The organism is Polaromonas sp. YR568 (genome assembly GCF_943369415.1).
Taxonomy (GTDB): Bacteria; Pseudomonadota; Gammaproteobacteria; order Burkholderiales; family Burkholderiaceae_C; genus Polaromonas.
In genome coordinates this window covers 12,741-31,929 of record NZ_CALRNF020000026.1, presented here as the reverse complement: position 1 = coordinate 31,929, position 19,189 = coordinate 12,741, and the positions used below count along the sequence as shown (strand labels likewise).

Here is a 19,189-nt window from a genome sequence, read left to right as displayed (position 1 = left end):
AATAAATGGCCTTGTTGCTATTTGACTAATCCATTAACTGGATGAATCACCGGAAGCGGCGTAGCATGTGGCCCATGGACAAGCTCAGGGCCATGCAGGCCTTTATTCACATCGCCGAACAAGGCAGCCTCACGGCCGCGGCCCAGGTCATGGAGTCGTCGCTGCCGGCCATGGTGCGCACGCTGGCAAGCTTTGAAGCGCAGCTGGGCGTGCGGCTCTTCAACCGCACGACGCGCCGCATCTCGCTGACCGAGGAAGGCCGGCGCCACCTGGAGAGCTGCCGCCAGCTGCTGGCCGCGCTGGCCGATGCCGAGGCGGCGCTCTCGGCCGACGCGGCCGAGCCCGCCGGCCACCTGACGATCACCGCGCCCATGCTGTTCGGCCAGATGCACGTGGCGCCGGCCGTCACGCGCTTTGTGCAGCAGCACGAGAAGATGCGCTGCTCCATGGTGCTGCTGGACCGCGTGGTCAACCTGCTGGAAGAAGGCATCGACGTGGGCATACGCATAGGCGAGCCCGAAGACTCCAGCCTGGTGGCGCAGAAGGTGGGCTATATACGCCGCCTGGTGGTGGCCAGCCCGGACTGGCTGCGCCGACATGGCGTGCCGAAACACCCGAAAGACCTGCTCAAGGCCAACTGCGTGCGCATCACCGACCATTCCCCCACATGGGGCCCGTTCAATGACCAGGGCAAGCCGCTTCGCCTGGCGGTCAGTGGTAATCTGGAGTTCAACCAGATCGCACCGGCCGTGGCGGCCTGCGCGGCGGGCGCGGGATTCGGCTCGTTTTTCTCTTACCAGGTGGCGCCTTTTTTAAAGACCCAACAGCTGCGCACCGTGCTGGAGGATTTCGAGCCGCCGCGCCGGCCCATCAACATTGTTTACCCGCACGCCCGGCTGCTGCCCATGCGCACGCGGGTGTTCATCGAGTGGATGAAACAGGAACTCAAGGAGTTCCAGGCTTGAGGGCCGGCATTCAGGCACCAGATACAGACAAGGAAAGAGGGAACACAGCGTATGCAGACATTTGACTTTGACCTTTTTGTGATCGGCGGCGGCAGCGGCGGCGTGCGCGCCGCGCGCATGTCGGCCCAGCGCGGCGCGCGCGTGGGCCTGGCCGAGTTCGCGGCCATGGGCGGCACCTGCGTGAACGTGGGCTGCATCCCGAAAAAACTCTACAGCTACGCCGCCCACTACGGCGACAGCTTTGAAGAATCGCACGGCTTCGGCTGGGTCGGCGAAAAGCCGGTCTTCGACTGGGACATCCTGAAGGCCAATCGCGCGCGCGAGATTTCGCGGCTCAACGGCATTTACGTGCAGCTGCTCGAAAGCGCGGGCGTGAAGATCATCAAGGGCTGGGCCCGGCTGATCGACGAACACACCATCGAAGTCGACGACCAGAAATTCACCGCCAAACACATCCTGGTGTCCACAGGCGGTACGGCCACCGTGCCCGCCCTGCCGGGCCGCGAGCACGTGCTGACCTCCGACCACATGTTCGACCTCAACCCCTTCCCCAAGCGCCTGCTGGTGGTGGGCGGCGGCTACATCGCCTGCGAGTTCGCGTCCATCTTCAATGGCCTGGGTTCGGAAGTGACGCAGGTACACCGCCGCGACATGCTGCTCACCGGCTTTGACGACGACGTGCGCCGTTTTGTCGCCGCCGAGATGGGCAAGACCGGGGTGAAGCTGCAGCTGGGCAGCGAAGTCGATTCCATCACCAAGACGGACACCGGCCTGCAGATCGAACTCAAGCGCGGCGCCGCCGGTTTTGAGGTAGACGCGGTGCTCTACGCGACGGGCCGCGTGCCCAATGCCAACGGCATAGGGCTTGAAGCGGTGGGCGTGGCGGTCAACGCCGCCGGCGCCATCCAGGTCAACGACCGCTACCAGACCTCGGTGCCCTCCATCTACGCACTGGGCGACGTGACGGCGCGCATGCAGCTCACGCCCGTGGCGCTGGGCGAGGCCATGGTGGTGGTGGACGAACTCTTCGGCCCGGCCGCCGGCAAGAAGCCGCGCAACATGAGTTATGAATTTGTGCCGACCGCCGTCTTCACCCACCCCAACATCGGCACGGTCGGTTATTCAGAAGCCGATGCGCGCGCCAAATTCGGCAAGGTCACGGTGTTCCGCGCCGACTTCAAGGCCCTCAAGCACACGCTGAGCGGCAGCACCGAACGCACGCTGATGAAGCTGCTGGTCGAAGACGCCACCGACCGCGTGGTGGGCCTGCACATGGTGGGCCCGGACGCCGGTGAAATCGTGCAGGGCTTTGCCGTGGCCATGAAGGCCGGCGCTACCAAGGCCATCTTTGACAGCACGATCGGGATTCACCCCACCGTGGCGGAAGAGTTTGTGACGATGCGGGAGCCGGTCAGCAAATAACGGCGGCAACTTAACTACCCGTTCGCCCTAGGGTATCGAAGGGCCGGTGTGGCGCAGGGCTTCGATACGCCGTCAGGCGTACCCTGTCCTGAGCCTGTCGAAGGGTCAGCCTGAACGGTGTGATAGCTTGATCTGGAGCGGACTCAGTCCCCGTTCGCCCTGAGCTTGTCGAAGGGCTGGCTCAAGCCAAACGGGTCCAAAAACCTCTACCCCAATGGTGCAAAGGCTTCGACAAGCTCAGCCCGAACGGTGTGGTGATTGGATCTGGCCAGACTAAACCCCGTTCGCCCTGAGGTATCGAAGGGCCGGTGTGGCGCAGGGCTTCGATACGCCGTCAGGCGTACCCTGTCCTGAGCCTGTCGAAGGGTCAGCCCGAACGGTGTGAAGACCCGGGTTACGAAAACAATATCAGTCCGCGTCCGGATCTTCCGGCGTATCTGAATCCGGCTCCCTGTCCTTGAGCCGCTCATCCAGCCGCTGGCGAATCGCGCCAGCCTCGTCCAGAAACTGCGGCACCGGCACCGCGGGCGCCATGCGCAGCGCAGGCGGGTAGATGGTGGACAAATAGAGCTTGTTCGACAGGCGCTTGTTCTGCAGCCAGTTGGTGCCCAGCATGGCGACCAGGCCCAGCACGGCGATGCCCGCCACCAGGCCGGCCAGGCCCCGACGGCGCTGCGGGACGATGACCGTGAGGTGCATATAGATGGCGGCCGCGCCGCCCAGCAGCACCAGCAGCCCCTCAAAACGCGCCAGGCTTTCCAGCGAGAACATGAAGGCCAGCAGGCCGGCCAGCGTGGACACCGCCTGCACCGCAAGCGAGCTGAAGCAGGCGATGCGCACATGGCGCCAGAACTGCAGGTGGCCGGTGAACAGCTTGGTGGCCAGCGCCCACAGCCCGCCCCAGACGGCGATGCCCAGGGCGACCGCGCCCAGCACGCCGGGCAGTTGCCGCGCCAGTTGCGAGGGCTCGGTCAGCGTGAGCCAGGACTGGCCCAGCACCAGGGCCAGCATGCCGGCCAGCGCGACCAGCGTCCAGCCGGTGGTGCGCCACGGGAAATGCGGCAGGGGTTCTTCAGCCGCCACGGGCTCCTCAGCCAGGCGCAGGCCCAGCTTGAGCCGCCCCAGGGTCAGTTGCTCGCCGGCGGGCCAGTCGAATTGCGCATCGCGGCCGTGGCGGGCACGGCCCAGGGCCGCGCCGTTGGTGCTGTCCAGCACCTGAACCTTGATGCCGCCCTCGGGCGTACGACTGATGCGCAGGTGTTCGCCGGCCACGTGGCTGTCGTCCAGCACCAGGTCGGCCGTGAGGGCGCGCCCCACGGTGACGGGCCAGTGGCGCACGTCGAGGCGGGCGACCACGGCGCCGTTGCGGTCGGTGGCCTGCAGCAGGCCCAGGATGGGGGTGGCGCTCATTTGGCGGCCTCCCACTTGAAGCCGGCGAGGTAGTGCGCGACCAGCTTGAGGCCGTTCTCGAAACTCACGCCCTGCGCGTCCATGCGGCCCTGCACGCCGCGCGTGGACTGGTTGACCGACATGGTCAGCACCGACACGTCGTAGAGGCCCGGCAGCTTGCGGTAGGCGCTCATGCAGACCACGGCGCGCATGGGCATGCCGCCGGTGTCGATAAAGCGTTCCGAGCATTCGACGGGCGTGGCCTTGCGCGAGCCGCGTGTGGAAAAGGCCTCATTGGCAAAGCTTTGCGAGTACATCGCGGAAAAGCGCAGGGGCCCCAGCTTGGGCGCGTTGTAGGCCTCGTAGCGCAGGCGTATGTAGCCGGTGTTGAAGTCGCCGGCGAAGACGTGGCTGTCGATCTGGCAGTCGGTGCGTTCGAGGTCGAAGGCCTTGAAGTCGGGCTCGCGCCCGCGGCCCCAGCAGCGGGCCAGCGCGTCGTCGGGCACGGGCACGCTGTAGCCGCCGTGTTTTTGCGCGGTCAGCGGCTGGGCGGTGAAACGCTGCGTCAGCAGGGCCTGGTGCTCGCCGAGCTGGCGCGCAACTTCGGCATGCGCGGGTTTGGTGATGGGCTGGGCCGAGGCGGATTTCGCCAGCAGGGCCTGGGCGAATTCGGCGGGGATCAGAAAGCTCAGCAGGTCGCCGTCCAGCCGCTTGGAGACGTTGATGCCGACCACCTGGCCCGCGTCGTCGAGCGCCGGGCCGCCGCTCATGCCGGGGTTGAGCGCGCCGCCGAAAAAGATGCGCGGGTAAAAGCTGCGCTGCACCAGGCCGTTGTAGGTGCCTTCGGTCACGGCAAAGCCGATGTCCAGCGGGTTGCCCAGCGAGTAGATGCGCTCGCCGCGCGCCAGAGGCCGGTCGGCGCCGCGAAAGGCCAGCTGCGGCGTCGCGCCCGCGGCGGGGGTTTTCACGCGCAGCAGGGCCAGGTCGTTGCGCACGTCGAAGGCCAGCAGTTCGACCTCGGCCTCCTTGCCGTCCACCGGCACGTAAACGCCGCGGTAGCGCTCGGGCTCCAGCGCGAGCTGGCTGGCCACGTGGAAGTTGGTGATGATGAGGCCGTTGGCCGAGACAAAAAAGCCCGAGCCCACGCTGGCCTGGGTGTTGGAGTTGCGCAGCAGGGTGCGTATCTGCACCAGCTTGTCGCGTGTGGTCTCGTAGGCGCGCTGGGCATCGCGCGAGATCTGGGCCGGCGCGGCGGCGGGGGCGGCGGCTGCCGGCGCGGGGGCCTGGGCGTGCGCCGCCTGAAGGCACAGCGCCCCCAGGATGGCGGCCAGCATCGCGCGCAGTGGCCTGGAGGGCTTGGAATGGTTCATCGATGCATTCTAGGGCGTGAGTAAGGCCATGGCACTTGCCGCACAATGGTGGCATATCCCGTGCTTTACCTCGTCCATGAGAAGGAATCCCATGCGCCGCCTGCCAAACCTCCCGCTTTCGACACCCAAGGCCTGCCTGTTGGCCCTGGCCTTTATCGCAGCCGGCGCGGCGCAGGCCTCTTCGCCCGCCGCCTGGTCGGCGCACGACAAGGAAGTGGCGGCCGCCTGCGTCAAGGCCAGCGGCCTGAAGGACGCAAGGCCGGCAGGCCAGCCCATGGCCTATGACGACGGCGTGGGCATGACGGCCCTGCTGGTGGCCGGCCGCTACCCGCAGCCGCACATGAAGAACCGGGCGGGCCGCGTGCTGTGCCTGTTTGACCGCAAGAAGCGCGAAGCCGTGGTGACCGAGGCCGACCAGATCACCCTGGCGCCGGTTGCCGCCACAAAAACCAAGAAGTAATCCAGAAATAGAAAAACAGGTTATCGATCCATGCCTTATCTCCCCCCTTTTATTGCCCCCTCCCGCTACAGCGACCCCGCCGCCGCGCTGGTCCAGGTCCGCGCCATTTACGACCAGCAGATTGCCCACCTGCGCGACGCGATGCAGCGTTACGTGGCCGGCGAAACCCTGCCCGGCCACGTGCGCGCCTGCTACCCCTTTGTGCGCATCCACACCGACACGGTGGCGCGCGCCATCCTGGAGACGCCCGACATCTCGCAGCTGAGCTTCGGCTTCGTCGCCGGGCCCGGCCGCTTTGAGACCACGCTGACGCGGCCCGACCTCTACGGCAACTACTACCTTGAGCAGTTCCGCCTCTTGATGCAGAACCACGACGTGGAGCTCGAAATCGGCACCAGCACGCAGCCGATCCCCATCCACTTCTCGTTCGCCGAGAACGACCACATCGAAGGCAATATGACGGCGGCACGCCGCATGCTGATGCGCGACGTGTTCGACCTGCCCGACCTGGCCGCCATGGACGACGGCATCGCCAACGGCACCTACGAAGCGCTGCCCGGCGAGCCGCAGCCGCTGTCGCTGTTCACGGCCGCGCGCGTCGACTATTCGCTGCAGCGCCTGCGCCACTACACGGGCACCTCGCCGCACTGGTTCCAGAACTTCGTGCTGTTCACCAACTACCAGTTCTACATCGACGAGTTCGTGCGCCTGGGCCACGAGGCCATGGCCGACCCCGACAGCGAATACATCGCCTTCATCGAACCCGGCAACGTGGTGACGCGGCGCACCGGCCTGCCGGCCGCGGCCGGCGACGAGCTGGGCGTGCAGCCGCCGCGCCTGCCGCAGATGCCGGGCTACCACCTGCTGCGCGCCGACCGCAGCGGCATCACCATGGTCAACATCGGCGTGGGCCCGGCCAATGCCAAGAACATCACCGACCACATCGCGGTGCTGCGCCCGCATGCCTGGATCATGCTGGGCCACTGCGCGGGCCTGCGCAACAGCCAGCAGCTGGGCGACTATGTGCTGGCCCACGGCTATGTGCGCGAAGACCACGTGCTGGACGAAGAACTGCCGCTGTGGGTGCCGATCCCGGCGCTGGCCGAGATCCAGGTTGCGCTGGAAAAAGCCGTGGCCGACGTGACCCACGCCGTGGGCCCCGACTTGAAGCGCATCATGCGCACCGGCACCGTGGCCTCCACCGACAACCGCAACTGGGAGCTGCTGCCGGGCAACCAGCCGCAGCGCCGCTTCAGCCAGAGCCGCGCGGTGGCACTGGACATGGAAAGCGCGACGATTGCCGCCAACGGTTTCCGCTTCCGCGTGCCCTACGGCACCCTGCTGTGCGTGAGCGACAAGCCGCTGCACGGCGAGATCAAGCTGCCCGGCATGGCCAACCACTTCTACCGCGAGCGCGTCGACCAGCACCTGCGCATAGGCATACGCGCCATCGAGCTGCTGCGCGCCGAAGGCATCACGCAGCTGCACAGCCGCAAGCTGCGCAGCTTTTCGGAAGTGGCCTTCCAGTAAACCCGCCCGCACCCCATGAGCCAAGCGCCCCTCGTCCAGATCCGGGAAGCCACGCACGATGTCGTGATCGACATGATGTATGCGCGGCCCGACAACTTCACCGGCCAGGTGATCTACGGCCACACACTGTGCTTTCTGCACCCCGAGGCCGAAGCCTGCCTGCGCCGCGCGGTGACGGCGGCGCGCGGCTTTGGTTTCAGGCTGAAAATTTTTGACGCCTTCCGCCCGCACGAGGCGCAGGAAGCGCTGTGGGCGGTGCTGCCGGTGCCAGGTTATGTGGCCGACCCGGCCAAGGGATCCAACCACACGCGCGGCGTGGCGGTGGATTTGACCCTGCTGGACGCCGAGGGCAAGGAACTGGACATGGGCACGCCGGTCGACACCATGACGCCGGCCTCGCACCACTTTTACGCCGGCCTGCCGGCCGCGGTGCAGGTCAACCGCATGTATTTGCTGACCATCATGCTGGAGGCCGGCTTTGTGCACCACCCCATGGAGTGGTGGCACTACCAGTTGCCGGAAGCGAAGGAATTCGAGCTGGTCAGCAGCACGGTGTTTGCGGGCTGCCTGGACGCGGCGGCCTGAAACAGCCCCGCTTGCAAGCTCAGGCGTGCGGCGGCAATTGCCCGGTCGGCCCGGCGCCCTGGGGGCGTTCAACGCCGCCGGTGACCTCGGCGCGCATCAGCGGCAAAAACTGCGGGTATTCGCGCTGCATGAAATCCACCAGCGCCTCGCGCACCTTGCAGCGCAAATCCCAGTTGAGGCTGGAGTTGCCCGAGGTGACCAGCACGCGCAGCTGCATGCTGCGCTCGCCGGCTTCCACCACCTGCAGCAGGCACAGGCGTTTGTCCCATTCGGCGGCGGCTTCGCAGGCCTGGCGCGCGGCCTGGCGCAGCGGCTCCAGCGGCATGCGGTAGTCCACCCACACAAACACCGTGCCGATGATCTGCGCGCTGTTGCGCGTCCAGTTCTGGAAGGGGTTTTCGATAAACCACTGCAGCGGGATGACCAGGCGGCGTTCGTCCCAGATTTTCAGCACCACGTAGGTGCCGGTGATTTCCTCGACGCGGCCCCACTCGCCCTGCACGATGAGCACGTCGTCGATGCGCAGCGGCTGGGCCAGCGCGATCTGCAGCCCCGCGATCAGGTTGCTGAACACCGGGCGCGCCGCGATGCCGGCGACGATGCCGATCACGCCGGCCGAGGCCAGCAGGCTGGCGCCCAGCTGGCGCGCGCCGGGGAAAGTCATCAGCATCAGCGACAGGCCGGCGACCAGCACCATGAAGCCGGCCGTGCGCGCGAGCAGCCGCGTCTGGGTGTGGATGCGGCGCGCGTTGAGGTTGTCTTCGACCTCGACCGAATGCTGGCTGATGATGCCTTGCGCGACGCCGTCGATGGCGCGCAGCGCCAGCCAGGTGAGCGTGGCCAGCAGCAGCAGGGCATTGCCGTGGCGCACCTGCGAGATCAGCGCCAGCGTGTCGGGCGCCGCTTGCCAGACGGCCTGCAGGGCGATCAGCGGCAGCGCGACGCGCGATGGCCGCCAGCAACGGCGCGCGACCATGCCGGCCACCGGCAGGCCGCGCGTGATGCGCCAGATCACCACGGCGCCGACGCGGTGCACCACCAGGGCCAGCACCACGGCCACGACGGCCGAGAGCAGCACGCGCCAGGAGGAGTCTTCCAGCAGTTGAAGGTCGCCGAGGTTCATCGTGGGCAGGTTCTCAATCGGCCTTGCGCGGGCGCACCAGCGCGGCCGCGGTTTTGGCGTTGATGCGCGCGGTTTCCACGTCGGCATCGAAGGCCAGCGCCACGCCCATGCGGCGCTTGACGAAACTCTCGGGCTTGCCGAAGAGGCGGATGTCGGAGTTCGGCACGCGCAGCGCCTCGGCCACGCCCTCGAAGACGATGCCCAGCGCGTCGACGCCGCCGTAAATCACGGCGCTGGCGCCGGGAGTCTTGAGCGCGGTGTTGACCGGCAGGCCCAGGATGGCGCGCGCATGCAGCTCGAATTCGTTCTGCCACTGCGTGCACATGGTCACCATGCCGGTGTCGTGCGGGCGCGGGCTGACTTCGCTGAACCAGACATCGTCGCCCTTGACGAACAACTCGACGCCGAACAGGCCCTGGCCGCCCAGGTTGTCGGTCACGGCCTTGCAGATGTCGCGGCATTTTTGCAGCGCGGCCGGGCGCATGGGGTGCGGCTGCCAGCTTTCCACATAGTCGCCGCTGACCTGCACGTGGCCTATGGGTTCGCAGAAGTGGGTTTCAATTTTTCCGTCGGCGCCCACCGCGCGCACGGTGAGCTGGGTGATTTCGTAGTCGAAGTCGATAAAACCCTCGACGATCACGCGGCCGTGGCTCACGCGGCCGCCGGCCATGGCGTAGTCCCAGGCTTTTTTCACGTCGTCCGGCCCGGAGATCTTGCTCTGGCCCTTGCCCGAGGAGCTCATCACGGGTTTGACGATGCAGGGGTAGCCGGTGGTCGAATCAATCGCGGCCTGCAGCTCTTCCAGCGAATCGCAGAACACATAGGGGCTGGTCGGCAGGCCCAGGGTTTCGGCGGCCAGGCGGCGTATGCCTTCGCGGTCCATGGTCAGGCGCGCGGCGCGGGCCGTGGGGATCACGCGCACCGTGCCGGCGGCTTCGAGTTCTTCCAGCATGCCGGTGGCAATCGCCTCGATCTCGGGCACGACCAGGTCGGGCTTTTCTTTTTCAATCAGCGCCTTGAGCTGGGCCGGATCGCTCATGGTGATGGTGCGCGCGTGGTGGGCCACCTGCTGGCCGGGCGCGTTCTCGTAGCGGTCGGTCGCAATCGTCTCCACGCCCAGGCGCTGCAGCGCGATCAGCACTTCCTTGCCCAGCTCGCCGGAGCCGAGCAGCATGACTTTGGTGGCGTGGGGGGACAAAGGGGTTCCGAAAGTGGTCATATGCGCTGAGGGTAAAGGTGAGAGAAGAGAAAACGAAGGCCGCGAGGCCGGGCGCCCGGGGCGCCGCTAGCGCTTACTTTACTGCACAAGCCCTGCGGCCCCAGGTAGGACGCCCGCTCACTTTGCCCTTGCGCGGCACCGGTCATTGCAATCAGATGACAATCATTCTCAATTGGAACATCTTCTGAAAGGCCCGCATGTCCACCACCCCCGCTTCCCCGGCCGCCACCCCTGACACCGCCCCGCGCAAACGCCGCCCGCCGCGCCGCGTGCAGGTCACCCGCGTGCAGACCTTGAGCCCGCTGATGCGCCGCATCACCCTGCAGGGCGCGGAGCTCGAAGGCTTTGAAGTCAACGACCCGGCCAGCTACATGAAGCTGATTTTTCCCGAGCCGGGGCAAAGCGAACCCGAGCGCCCGCTGCCTGACGCGCCGCGCCCCAAGTCCATGCGCACCTACACACCGCTGGCTGTGCGCAATGACGTGAATGAAGTCGACGTGGATTTTGTGCTGCACGGCGACGGCCCCGCGTCCACCTGGGCCGCGCAGGCGCAGGCGGGCCAGGTGCTGTATTTGATGGGGCCCGGCCCGGGCTACAAGCTCGCGCTGGACGCGCCGCTGCATGTATTGATAGGCGACGACAGCGCCCTGCCCGCGTTTGAAACCATCCTGGCCGCCCTGCCCGCGAGTGCGCAGGTTCAGGTGCTGCTTGAAGTGGTCGATGCCGCCGAAGAGCGCGCTTTGAAAAGCGCCGCCAAGGTGGATACACGCTGGTTGCCACGCGGCGCCGACAACACCCAGGCCGGCACCGCGCTGGAAGCCGCCTTGCGCCAGGCCGGCGCGCCGGCTGCCGATGCCCGCATCTACCTGGCTTGCGAAGCCGCGGCGATGCGCAGCATCCGCCGGCTGCTGATAGAAGAACTGGGTGTGGAGCGCAGCCGCATCGTGGGGCGTGGTTACTGGAAGCTCGGCACGGTGAACCATCCCGACCACGACTACGGCGAGGACTGAGCCCCCACGCTCCCCCACTCCGTGTGGGTCGCTGCCCCCCCCGAGGGGGCCGCCCGCCTGCGGTCTGGCAAAGCCAGTCCCGCGGCTCATGCTGGGTTTGAAAAGTTCTGAAGCTACGACTAGTGATGAAGGTCTTCACCAGTGGGGGCCGCGGGTCCGGCTTTGCCGGCCCCAGGCGCCCCCCCCTTGAGGGAGGAACAGGCTACACACAGTGAGCCTGGACGGGGGTGGACTCATTGTCTTGCGTAGCTCACCGTCAGCATTTCCCACTGGTGCCCCTCGGGCTCGTTCCAGTAAATGCCTTTGCCGCCGAACTGCGTGTCGACCTGCCTGTCCACCGGCCCGCGCACCGTGCTGCGATAGGGAATACCGGCCGCCTGGATGCGGCCCAGGATGGCGTCGAACTCCTGCGGGCTGACACGAAAGCAGAAATGCTGGACGGGGAAGTCTTCATCCGTGTCAATAAAGTCCAGCGTCAGGCCCTCATTGACATAGACGGCGGAGAACGGCCCCAGGGTGGTAGGCGCCCAGGGCACGCCCAGCAGCTCCGCCAGTTGCCGGGCCGAGGCCAGCTTGTTGCGGGCCGAAACGATGGAATGGTCGAGTTCAATGGTCATGCAGGCCTCCGTGGGGGAATGCCTTTTATAGCCCGTCCCCGCCTGGCCCGTCACACGAGGGCGCAACAAGCCCTCACCCACTCACAGGTCAAAAAACACCGTCTCCTTGTCACCCTGCATGTGGATGTCAAAGCGGTACTGCGGCCCGGCCCCGGTCACTTCGCGCTTCGCCACCAAGGTGGCACGCCGCGCCGCCGGCACGCTTGCCAGCACCGCATCCTTGCCGTTCGCTTCCGCCTCATCCTCAAAGTAGATGCGCGTGAAGGTATGCACCAGCAGGCCGCGCATGGTCACGCAGACGTTGATAAAGGGCGCCTGGCCCGGCGCCTCGACGCCGGGCTTGACGGTGAAAAATTCGTAGTGGCTTTGCGGCAGGGTGCCGGTGCCGCAGCGGCCGAAGCCGGTGAAGCCTTTTGCTTCGGCGTCGGCGACCGAAGTGATCGGCTTTCCGCTGCCGTCGGACTGGGCGATCTCGACCATGGCGTCCATCACGGTATTGCCGGCGCCGTCAAAGACCTGGCCGGTGATGCGTATGTGTTCGCCTTGCGCGTTCGGCTGCGCCAGCACGGGCGTGAACAGGCTTTTGAGGTCGTAGCCGTATTGCGTGGGCGTGAGGCCGTAGGCGAAGAAAGGGCCGACGGTCTGGGAAGGGGTTTGTTTGAGCTGGCTCATGATGGTGTCTTCCTGCCGCTTATTCAAAACGCGTGGCCTTGGGGCCGCGCAGCACGATGTCGAAGACATAACCGAGCGCGTAGTCGGGCTGGGTCACGTCGAGGCTGAATTTGGAGACCATCAGGTCGCGCACGCTTTCAGGCGCGCCCATGTACATGGGGTCGTAGCCGAGCAGCGGGTCGCCGGGGAAATACATCTGCGTGACCAGGCGGCTGGCGAAGTATTCGCCGAACAGCGAGAAGTGGATGTGCTGCGGCCGCCAGGCGTTGGGGTGGTTGCCCCAGGGGTAGGCGCCGGGCTTGATGGTCTTGAAGCTGTAGCGGCCTTCGTTGTCGGTCATGCAGCGGCCGGCGCCCAGGAAGTTGGGGTCCAGCGGCGCGTCGTGCTGGTCCACCTTGTGCACATAGCGGCCTGCCGCATTGGCCTGCCAGACCTCGACCAGGGTGTTGCGCACGGGCCGGCCGTCTTCGTCCATCACGCGGCCGGTGACGATGATGCGTTCGCCCAGGGGGTCGCCGTTCATGACAGCGTTTTTCGTGAGGTCGCTGTCCAGCGGGCCGAACTGCTCGATGCCGTAGACCGGCGCGTTGAGCTGCGCGAGCGCCTGTTTGATGGGAACCAGCGGCTGCTTGGGGCCGCGCAGCAGCGTGGATTTGTAGCCGGGGTAGATGTGCGGCGAATGGCTGGTCCAGTCGCGCGGGGCGAGAAAGCTGTTGTTCAGGTCGGGTTTCATGGGGGTGTCTCCGTGGGTCTATGGGCCGCCGGGCGCTTTTTGAGGCGATTCTGGCGCTGGGACGACTTTAATCGCGCTGAATGGTTATGTATATTGACATTTTTTCGCCATATCCATAACCAAACCAGCCGACGATGGTTAAATCGCCGAATGGTCGATGAACGCATCAAATACCGGCATTTGCAGTGCTTCCTGGCGGTGGCGCAACACGGCAGCCTGCAAAAGGCGGCCGACGTGCTGTCCATCACGCAGCCGGCCGTCTCCAAAACGTTGAAAGAGCTCGAAGGCTTGCTGGCCGTGCGCCTGTTTGAGCGCGGGCGCCGGGGTGCGGTGCCCACGCGCGAGGGCGAGGCTTTTTTGCGCCATGCCGGCGCCAGCGTGAGCGCGCTGCGCGAGGCCGTGGCCAGCGTGGCGCAGACGCGGCGCCAGGGAAATGCCGTGGTCACCATCGGCGTGCTGCCCACGGTGGCGCCCTGGCTGATGCCGCTACTGCTGCTGCGCCAGGATGCTGAAGCCGGGGAGGATGCGCACACCAGCCTGCGCATACACACCGGCGCCAATCCCGAACTGCTGGCGCGCCTGCGGCAGCGCGAACTGGACCTGGTGATAGGCCGCTTTGCCGAGCCGGCCCACATGCTGGGCCTGAGTTTTGAGCACCTGTATGCCGACCCGCTGGTGCTGGCGGTGCGGCCCGGCCATCCGCTGATGGCGCGGGACGACCTCAAAGCGGACTTGCTGGCCGGGCTGCAGGCCTTCACCGTGATATTGCCCACGCAGGGCACGGCGATACGCCACACTGCGGACAGCTTTTTCCTGACGCGCGGCCTGGCGCCGCCGGCGCGCACGATTGAAACGCTGTCGGTGTCGATTGCGCGCGGCTACGCGCTGCAAAGCGATGCGGTGTGGGTCTCGCCGCTGGGCGCGGTGCGGCCGGACCTGGACAGCGGCGCGCTGCTGCAGCTGCCCGTGAGCATGGCCGGGACGGAGGAGTTGGTAGGGCTGAGCTTGCGCGCCGACATGGCACCCACTGCGGCGCAGCAGGCGCTGATTGCGAACATTCGCCTGCTGGCCGCCGAGCGCCGCGGCCAGGCCGTGCCGGCTTAGGCGCTTTCGGCCGTGACGGCGAAACGCGCCGTCAACTCGCCCAGCCCCAGCTCGTCGAGCACTTCACGCAAACGCGCTTGCGCCGCGCGGGTTTTGCCGGCCTGGGGCTGCACGGGCCGGCTGGCCAGGATCAGTTCGTTTTTCATCGAATGCTCCCAGCCCACCAGTTCGGTGACGGTGACCTGGTAGCCGTTGGCTTCGAGCTGCAGGCAGCGCAGCACGTTGGTGATCTGGCTGCCGAACTCGCGCGTGTGCAGCGGATGGCGCCACAGTTCGGCCAGCGGGGTTTTGGCCAGCGACAGCGCGCGGCTTTTCTTCAGCACGCCGGCCACCTCGGCCTGGCAGCAGGGCACCAGCACCATGTGGCGCGCGCCTTTGGCCAGGCCGAAGGCGATCGCGTCGTCGGTGGCGGTGTCGCAGGCGTGCAGCGCGGTGACGATGTCGATGGTGGGCGGCAGTTCGTCCGACGTCGTGGCCTCCTGCACCGTCAGGTTCAGGAAGGACATGCGCGTGAAACCCAGGCGCGCGGCCAGCGTGCGCGATTTGTCGACCAGCTCGGCGCGGGTTTCTATGCCGTAGACATGGCCGGCCATGGGCTCGCCGGCGTGGGCCACGTTGAAGAACAGGTCGTAAAGGATAAAACCCAGGTAGGACTTGCCGGCGCCGTGGTCGGCCAGCGTGAAGCCGGCCTTTTGCGCCGCAACCTCATTGAGCAAAGGCTCGATGAACTGGTACAGGTGGTAAACCTGCTTGAGCTTGCGCCGCGTGTCCTGGTTGAGCTTGCCCTCGCGCGTGAGGATGTGCAGTTCCTTGAGCAACTCGATGGACTGCCCGGGGCGCAATTCTTCAATCACCTGCACGGCGGGCGCGGGTTTTCCGGGGCTTTTTGGCGGTTTTACGGCGCGCGCGGTGCTGGGGGCTTGCATGGCCCCGAGTTTAGTGGGGGCGTTGCGGACTTTGCCCGAGGCGGTGCAAAGCCCTTTTACCGCCATGACTCCCTCTCCCAAAGGGAGGGGCCAAAAACCCCGGAAAGACGAAAAAAAGGCACGGCGGCGGTTCTAGGCGCATAATCCACCAGTTCGGGTTGAAAAACCCCGTACAGGTTAGTGATCGGTCAGTTTCGCGCGCTACGGCGGTACTTTTTGGTTTGTTGTGCTTTCGGGACCCCATCGCTTTTTGTTTTTATGTGTTTTTTGAGGAGTCCCCATGGGCAATAAACTTTACGTCGGCAATCTGCCATACACGGTCCGCGACGAAGACCTGCAACAATCTTTTGGCGCCTTCGGCTCCATCACCAGCGCCAAAGTCATGATGGAACGCGACACCGGCCGCTCCAAAGGCTTTGGTTTCGTCGAAATGGGCAATGACGCTGAAGCTCAAGCCGCAATCGCCGGCATGAACGGCCAGTCGCTCGGCGGCCGCAGCATCACCGTGAACGAAGCCCGTCCGATGGAGGCTCGCCCTCCACGTAGCGGCGGCTTCGGCGGCGGCGGTGGCGGCGGCTACGGTGGTGGCGGCGATCGCTCCGGCGGTGGCGGCTACGGCGGTGGTGGTGGCGGCGGCCGCGGCGGCTACTAAGCCCTGCGAACCCCGTCAAGGGCAGCGATGCCCTTGCCAACCCGCTGCCTCAGCCCTGTGCTGAGGCCAGCAAACAAGGCTTCAAGACTTCGGTTTTGAAGCCTTTTTTCATGGGCGCCTGACTTTGAACCGTACAAGCGTGGCTATATTGCTTGCATGGCTACGACAAACCGAAATCAGGGCGGCCTGATCAGCATCCTCCTGCGGCGCGGCCGCGAAGAACGCCTGCCGCAGGCGGCGGGCGGACTCACGTTCACGATGGTGATGTCCATGGTGCCGCTGCTGGCGGTGAGCTTCGCGCTGTTCGCGCGTGTCCCGGCGCTGCATGCGGCGGGCGATGCGATTCGCGAGCACCTGCTGCGCGGCCTGCTGCCGGACGGCATCGCCAGGACGGTGCTCAAGCACCTGGCGCAGTTCGCGGGCAATGCCGGCGGCCTCACGCAGGTGGGCTTTGGGCTGCTGCTGCTGTCGGCCCTGGCACTGCTGATGAATGTCGAGAACACACTGAACCGGATATGGCAGGTGAAGAAGCCGCGCCCGCTGCTGCGCCGGCTGGCTCTCTACGTGGCCATGCTGCTCACCGGACCGGTGCTTATAGGCGCGAGCCTATGGGCCGTGTCCTATCTGCAGGCGGCTTCCAGCGGGCTGGCGATAACGCGACCCGCCTGGCTGCCCCACGCCCTGAACCTGGGGCCCATGATCCTGAGCACCGCCGGCTTCGCGTGCCTGTACCGCTTCGTGCCGCACACCGCCGTGCGCTGGCGCGACGCGATTGCGGGCGGCCTGCTCGCCGGTGTCGCATTCGAACTCGGCAAGCAGGGCTTCGCCATCTACCTGGCCAAGGTACCCACCTACCGCACGATTTACGGCGCCTTCGCGCCGCTGCTGGCCTTCCTTCTGTGGGTCTATTACTCGTGGCTCGTCACGCTGGCCGCGGCGCTGGTCAGCGCCAGCCTGCAGCGTGCGGGGACGCAGCCGGCGCGGCGGCTCTCGCGCGCATAGACGGCTGGCTTGTTTTCAGCGGTACGGTCTTTTGGGCCGTTACCATTGCGGCATGAAAACAAGCTACATCTTCGGCGCCATCCTGGCGTGCAGCGTCATTGGAACATTGGTCGGCGCCCGCGCGGCCAAGACCGGCTTCCTGGTATTAACCGCACTGCTGTCCCTCTACGGCTTGTTCCGCCTGCTGGGTTAAGCCCCGGCGGCCGCGCCATACGCGGGCAGCGGTATCAACACCACGGCAGACCCCGATGGCGACCAGGCCGGTGACGGCCAGCATCGCCGCCGTGTGAACGCCCACTGCCGTGAGCGCCAGTGCCAGCGGCCCTGATCCCGTCATCTCCAGGGCCGATGCATCCCCCGCGCACAGCGGAACCAGTGCCGGCACCAGCATCAGGCCCGCGCCGTGCGCGCCGGACACCATGAAGGACCAGAGCGCCAGCCCGGCGTGCCCTGCCGGTGCACGCATGGCCCTGGGCGCGCGTCCCGACAGGTGAAGCACAGCCAGGGCGGCCATCAGGCCGCCGGCCAGCACCTGCAGCACAAAGCGATCCATCGAGAGGCCAGACACCACCGCGCCGGCCACCAGCGCGACCGATGCGGCGTGCCCGGCCGCGATGGGCGCCAGGGCCCGCAGCGCCTGCGCGCCGCCGCCCGAACGCAGGCCCCAGGCGGCGGCCCACAGCCAGCCGGTGGCGGGGTTCAGCCCGTGCAGGGCGCCCAGCCCCGCGACCGCCAGCCAGGGCCAGAGGCTTGCCGTCACGGCCACGCCTTCAGCCCTTCGTGCCGCAGCACGAAGGGCCTGCCGTTTCCGTGGCGGCCGCCACCGGCGCGGGCGTGAAGGCGGACGCGGCGCCGTAGCGGTCGTGGTGGCGCACCCAGTCCATCTTGTAGAAGCCGTCCTGCTCAGCGCGGCCTTTGGGCGTGAGGTCCAGCATGTTGTAGGTGCCCATCATCACCTCCACACCGCGCCCGTAGGTCGAATAGGTGTGGAAGATCTGGCCGTCGCCGTCCTTGTAGAACAGGCTGATGCCGGGCGCTTCTTCGGCCGGGAATTCCACCAGGCCATAGTTGTAGTTAACGTGGCCGTCGACGCGCTCTTCGGGCTTGAAGCTCACGTGGAAGTCGTAGTTGAAATCGTTGCCGTTCGAAGACATCCACCTGAACTGCCAGCCCATGCGCCGGCGGAAGCGCTCTATCTCGGGCAGCGTGGCGCGCGAGACGGCCACGAAGCTGAGGTCGCGTTGCTGCAGGTGGATTTGCATGCCGTCGGTGTGGTCGGCCATGTAGGAGCAGCTCGGGCAGCCCTGCTCCCAGCCCGGGCCGAACATGAAGTGCTGCACCATCAGCTGGCGCCGCCCTTCGAACAAGTCGGCCAGCGAGCGTTTGCCTTCGGGCGTGTCGAAGACGTAGTGTTTCTCGACGTGGACCCAGGGGAGCGCGCGCCGCTCGCGGGCGATCTGGTCGCGCAGGCGTGTCAGTTCCTTTTCCTGCTCCAGCAGGGTCTTGCGTTCGGCCAGCCAGGTGTCCCTGGACACGACGGGATGGTTTGCGGTGTTTGTTTCTGCGGTAGCGATGCTCATGGTCTTCTCCTTCGTTTGCGTGGGTCAATGCGCTGCCCGGCCCGTGCTGAAACAGGTGCGCTCGTTTTGGCCGCGAGGCCGGGGAATATCAGCGCAAGGGCTTCATGCCTTGCGCGCCGGGCTCTAGGCCGCCTTGGGCCGCCGCACGGCGCGGACTTTGCCGCTCTTGCCGCCGCCCGCGTAAAAGAGGTCCGCGCCGTCGGATTCGAGCCCGCTGACGCCGGTGCCGGGCGGCATCTCCAGCCGCTCCAGCACGGCGCCGCTCTTCGGGTCTACGCGGCGGATCTCGCTGTCATCGCCCTCCCAGGTGCCGTGCCACAGCTGCCCGTCCACCCAGGTCACGCCGGTGACGAAGCGGTTGGACTCAATCGTGCGCTGGATGGCGCCCGTCTTCGGGTCGACCTGGTGGATCCTGCGGTCGCGGTACTGGCCCACCCACAGGCTGCCTTCGGCCCAGGTCAGGCCCGAGTCGCTGCCGCTGCCGGGCGCCGGGATGGACGCCACCACCTTGCCGGTGGCCGGGTCTATCTTGTCGATGCGCGCCTCGGCGATCTGGTACAGGTGTTTGCCGTCAAAGGCGGTGCCGGCATCGCCCGCGCAGTCCAGCGTGCGTGTGGTCTCGCCGCTGGCCGGGTCGAAGGCAATCAGACGGGCACCTGCGGCGGCCCAGACACGCTGGCCGTCATGGGTGACGCCGGCAATATCACCGGCGCCGGGAAAGGGGCCGTACTCGCGCACGATCTCGGCGGGGCGTGCCTTGGGTTCGGGTGTTTTGCCGAGGGTCTTGCTGCTCATCGTTGCTCCTTGTGTTGCATCGTCTATCGATGCCA

General features: G+C 66.6%; 21 protein-coding genes. 10 read left to right on the top strand and 11 right to left on the bottom strand.

What is annotated here, in order from left to right:
• Positions 1 to 74 precede the first annotated feature (74 nt).
• Both ACLV74_RS16555 and gorA read left to right on the top strand, forming a co-directional pair.
• Complete coding sequence (locus ACLV74_RS16555; RefSeq protein WP_411880547.1) at positions 75 to 965, top strand: LysR family transcriptional regulator; 891 nt, start codon at positions 75 to 77, stop codon at positions 963 to 965.
• A gap of 51 nt (positions 966 to 1,016) precedes the next feature.
• Positions 1,017 to 2,387, top strand: a complete 1,371-nt coding sequence (gene gorA, locus ACLV74_RS16550) for a glutathione-disulfide reductase (RefSeq protein WP_411880498.1) — start codon at positions 1,017 to 1,019, stop codon at positions 2,385 to 2,387.
• Between the two features lie 408 nt (positions 2,388 to 2,795).
• Here the strand turns inward: gorA and ACLV74_RS16545 are convergent, their stop codons facing one another.
• Together ACLV74_RS16545 and ACLV74_RS16540 are read right to left on the bottom strand one after the other, a co-directional pair.
• A complete protein-coding gene (locus tag ACLV74_RS16545) occupies positions 2,796 to 3,797 on the bottom strand; it encodes an FHA domain-containing protein (RefSeq protein WP_411880497.1) in 1,002 nt (333 codons plus the stop codon).
• Positions 3,794 to 5,146 carry a serine protease gene (locus ACLV74_RS16540; RefSeq protein ID WP_411880496.1) on the bottom strand — a complete coding sequence of 451 codons (1,353 nt, stop codon included), beginning with the start codon at positions 5,144 to 5,146 and terminating at the stop codon, positions 3,794 to 3,796. The genes ACLV74_RS16545 and ACLV74_RS16540 overlap by 4 nt, the downstream gene beginning before the upstream one ends.
• A 91-nt stretch (positions 5,147 to 5,237) precedes the next feature.
• Here ACLV74_RS16540 and ACLV74_RS16535 point away from each other — a divergent pair, with 91 nt between their 5' ends.
• From ACLV74_RS16535 to ddpX, 3 genes are read left to right on the top strand one after another with little or no spacing between them, the layout of a single operon-like run.
• The gene (locus ACLV74_RS16535) at positions 5,238 to 5,606 is read left to right on the top strand and encodes a hypothetical protein (RefSeq protein WP_411880495.1); all 369 of its coding nucleotides are present in this window, start codon (positions 5,238 to 5,240) and stop codon (positions 5,604 to 5,606) included.
• A 30-nt stretch (positions 5,607 to 5,636) separates the two neighbouring features.
• Positions 5,637 to 7,136: an AMP nucleosidase gene (locus tag ACLV74_RS16530; protein ID WP_411880494.1), complete on the top strand. Its 1,500-nt coding sequence runs from the start codon at positions 5,637 to 5,639 to the stop codon at positions 7,134 to 7,136.
• A 15-nt stretch (positions 7,137 to 7,151) separates the two neighbouring features.
• Entirely contained in the window at positions 7,152 to 7,721 is a 570-nt protein-coding gene (gene ddpX / locus ACLV74_RS16525) for a D-alanyl-D-alanine dipeptidase (RefSeq protein WP_411880493.1), read from the top strand.
• A 19-nt stretch (positions 7,722 to 7,740) separates the two neighbouring features.
• On the opposite strand, the gene ACLV74_RS16520 is transcribed toward ddpX, so the two are convergent.
• Together ACLV74_RS16520 and purT are read right to left on the bottom strand one after the other, a co-directional pair.
• A complete protein-coding gene (locus ACLV74_RS16520; RefSeq protein ID WP_411880492.1) occupies positions 7,741 to 8,844 on the bottom strand; it encodes a mechanosensitive ion channel family protein in 1,104 nt (367 codons plus the stop codon).
• A gap of 13 nt (positions 8,845 to 8,857) precedes the next feature.
• The gene (gene purT / locus ACLV74_RS16515; protein WP_411880491.1) at positions 8,858 to 10,063 is read right to left on the bottom strand and encodes a formate-dependent phosphoribosylglycinamide formyltransferase; all 1,206 of its coding nucleotides are present in this window, start codon (positions 10,061 to 10,063) and stop codon (positions 8,858 to 8,860) included.
• 197 nt (positions 10,064 to 10,260) lie between these two features.
• Here purT and ACLV74_RS16510 point away from each other — a divergent pair, with 197 nt between their 5' ends.
• Positions 10,261 to 11,073, top strand: a complete 813-nt coding sequence (locus ACLV74_RS16510) for a siderophore-interacting protein (protein ID WP_411880490.1) — start codon at positions 10,261 to 10,263, stop codon at positions 11,071 to 11,073.
• Positions 11,074 to 11,306: 233 nt separating this feature from the next.
• On the opposite strand, the gene ACLV74_RS16505 is transcribed toward ACLV74_RS16510, so the two are convergent.
• From ACLV74_RS16505 to pcaH, 3 genes are all read right to left on the bottom strand, one after another.
• Positions 11,307 to 11,690 (bottom strand): VOC family protein, encoded by a 384-nt coding sequence (locus ACLV74_RS16505; protein ID WP_411880489.1) that lies wholly within the window; start codon positions 11,688 to 11,690, stop codon positions 11,307 to 11,309.
• Between the two features lie 81 nt (positions 11,691 to 11,771).
• Positions 11,772 to 12,362, bottom strand: coding sequence for a protocatechuate 3,4-dioxygenase subunit alpha (pcaG, locus tag ACLV74_RS16500; protein ID WP_411880488.1), 591 nt, complete (start codon positions 12,360 to 12,362; stop codon positions 11,772 to 11,774).
• Positions 12,363 to 12,381: 19 nt separating this feature from the next.
• On the bottom strand, positions 12,382 to 13,095 hold the full coding sequence (pcaH, locus tag ACLV74_RS16495; protein WP_411880487.1) for a protocatechuate 3,4-dioxygenase subunit beta: 714 nt from the start codon (positions 13,093 to 13,095) through the stop codon (positions 12,382 to 12,384).
• Positions 13,096 to 13,245: 150 nt separating this feature from the next.
• On the opposite strand from pcaH, the gene pcaQ reads away from it, so the two are divergent.
• Positions 13,246 to 14,199, top strand: a complete 954-nt coding sequence (pcaQ, locus tag ACLV74_RS16490; RefSeq protein ID WP_411880486.1) for a pca operon transcription factor PcaQ — start codon at positions 13,246 to 13,248, stop codon at positions 14,197 to 14,199.
• On the opposite strand, the gene ACLV74_RS16485 is transcribed toward pcaQ, so the two are convergent.
• Entirely contained in the window at positions 14,196 to 15,125 is a 930-nt protein-coding gene (locus ACLV74_RS16485; RefSeq protein ID WP_411880485.1) for a class I SAM-dependent methyltransferase, read from the bottom strand. The two genes, pcaQ and ACLV74_RS16485, sit on opposite strands and share 4 nt — an antisense overlap.
• Before the next feature lie 280 nt (positions 15,126 to 15,405).
• On the opposite strand from ACLV74_RS16485, the gene ACLV74_RS16480 reads away from it, so the two are divergent.
• The 3 genes from ACLV74_RS16480 to ACLV74_RS16470 all read left to right on the top strand — a co-directional run bounded on the left by ACLV74_RS16480 (position 15,406) and on the right by ACLV74_RS16470 (position 16,972).
• Entirely contained in the window at positions 15,406 to 15,777 is a 372-nt protein-coding gene (locus ACLV74_RS16480) for an RNA recognition motif domain-containing protein (protein ID WP_411880484.1), read from the top strand.
• A 156-nt stretch (positions 15,778 to 15,933) separates the two neighbouring features.
• Entirely contained in the window at positions 15,934 to 16,779 is an 846-nt protein-coding gene (locus tag ACLV74_RS16475) for a YhjD/YihY/BrkB family envelope integrity protein (RefSeq protein ID WP_411880483.1), read from the top strand.
• A gap of 52 nt (positions 16,780 to 16,831) precedes the next feature.
• Positions 16,832 to 16,972 (top strand): hypothetical protein, encoded by a 141-nt coding sequence (locus ACLV74_RS16470; RefSeq protein WP_411880482.1) that lies wholly within the window; start codon positions 16,832 to 16,834, stop codon positions 16,970 to 16,972.
• Here the strand turns inward: ACLV74_RS16470 and ACLV74_RS16465 are convergent.
• The 3 genes from ACLV74_RS16465 to ACLV74_RS16455 all read right to left on the bottom strand — a co-directional run bounded on the left by ACLV74_RS16465 (position 16,925) and on the right by ACLV74_RS16455 (position 19,154).
• Positions 16,925 to 17,539 (bottom strand): hypothetical protein, encoded by a 615-nt coding sequence (locus tag ACLV74_RS16465; protein WP_411880481.1) that lies wholly within the window; start codon positions 17,537 to 17,539, stop codon positions 16,925 to 16,927. The genes ACLV74_RS16470 and ACLV74_RS16465 overlap by 48 nt on opposite strands.
• Positions 17,540 to 17,549: 10 nt before the next feature.
• On the bottom strand, positions 17,550 to 18,359 hold the full coding sequence (locus tag ACLV74_RS16460) for a DUF899 domain-containing protein (RefSeq protein WP_411880480.1): 810 nt from the start codon (positions 18,357 to 18,359) through the stop codon (positions 17,550 to 17,552).
• Between the two features lie 123 nt (positions 18,360 to 18,482).
• Complete coding sequence (locus ACLV74_RS16455) at positions 18,483 to 19,154, bottom strand: hypothetical protein (RefSeq protein WP_411880479.1); 672 nt, start codon at positions 19,152 to 19,154, stop codon at positions 18,483 to 18,485.
• Positions 19,155 to 19,189: the final 35 nt, after the last annotated feature.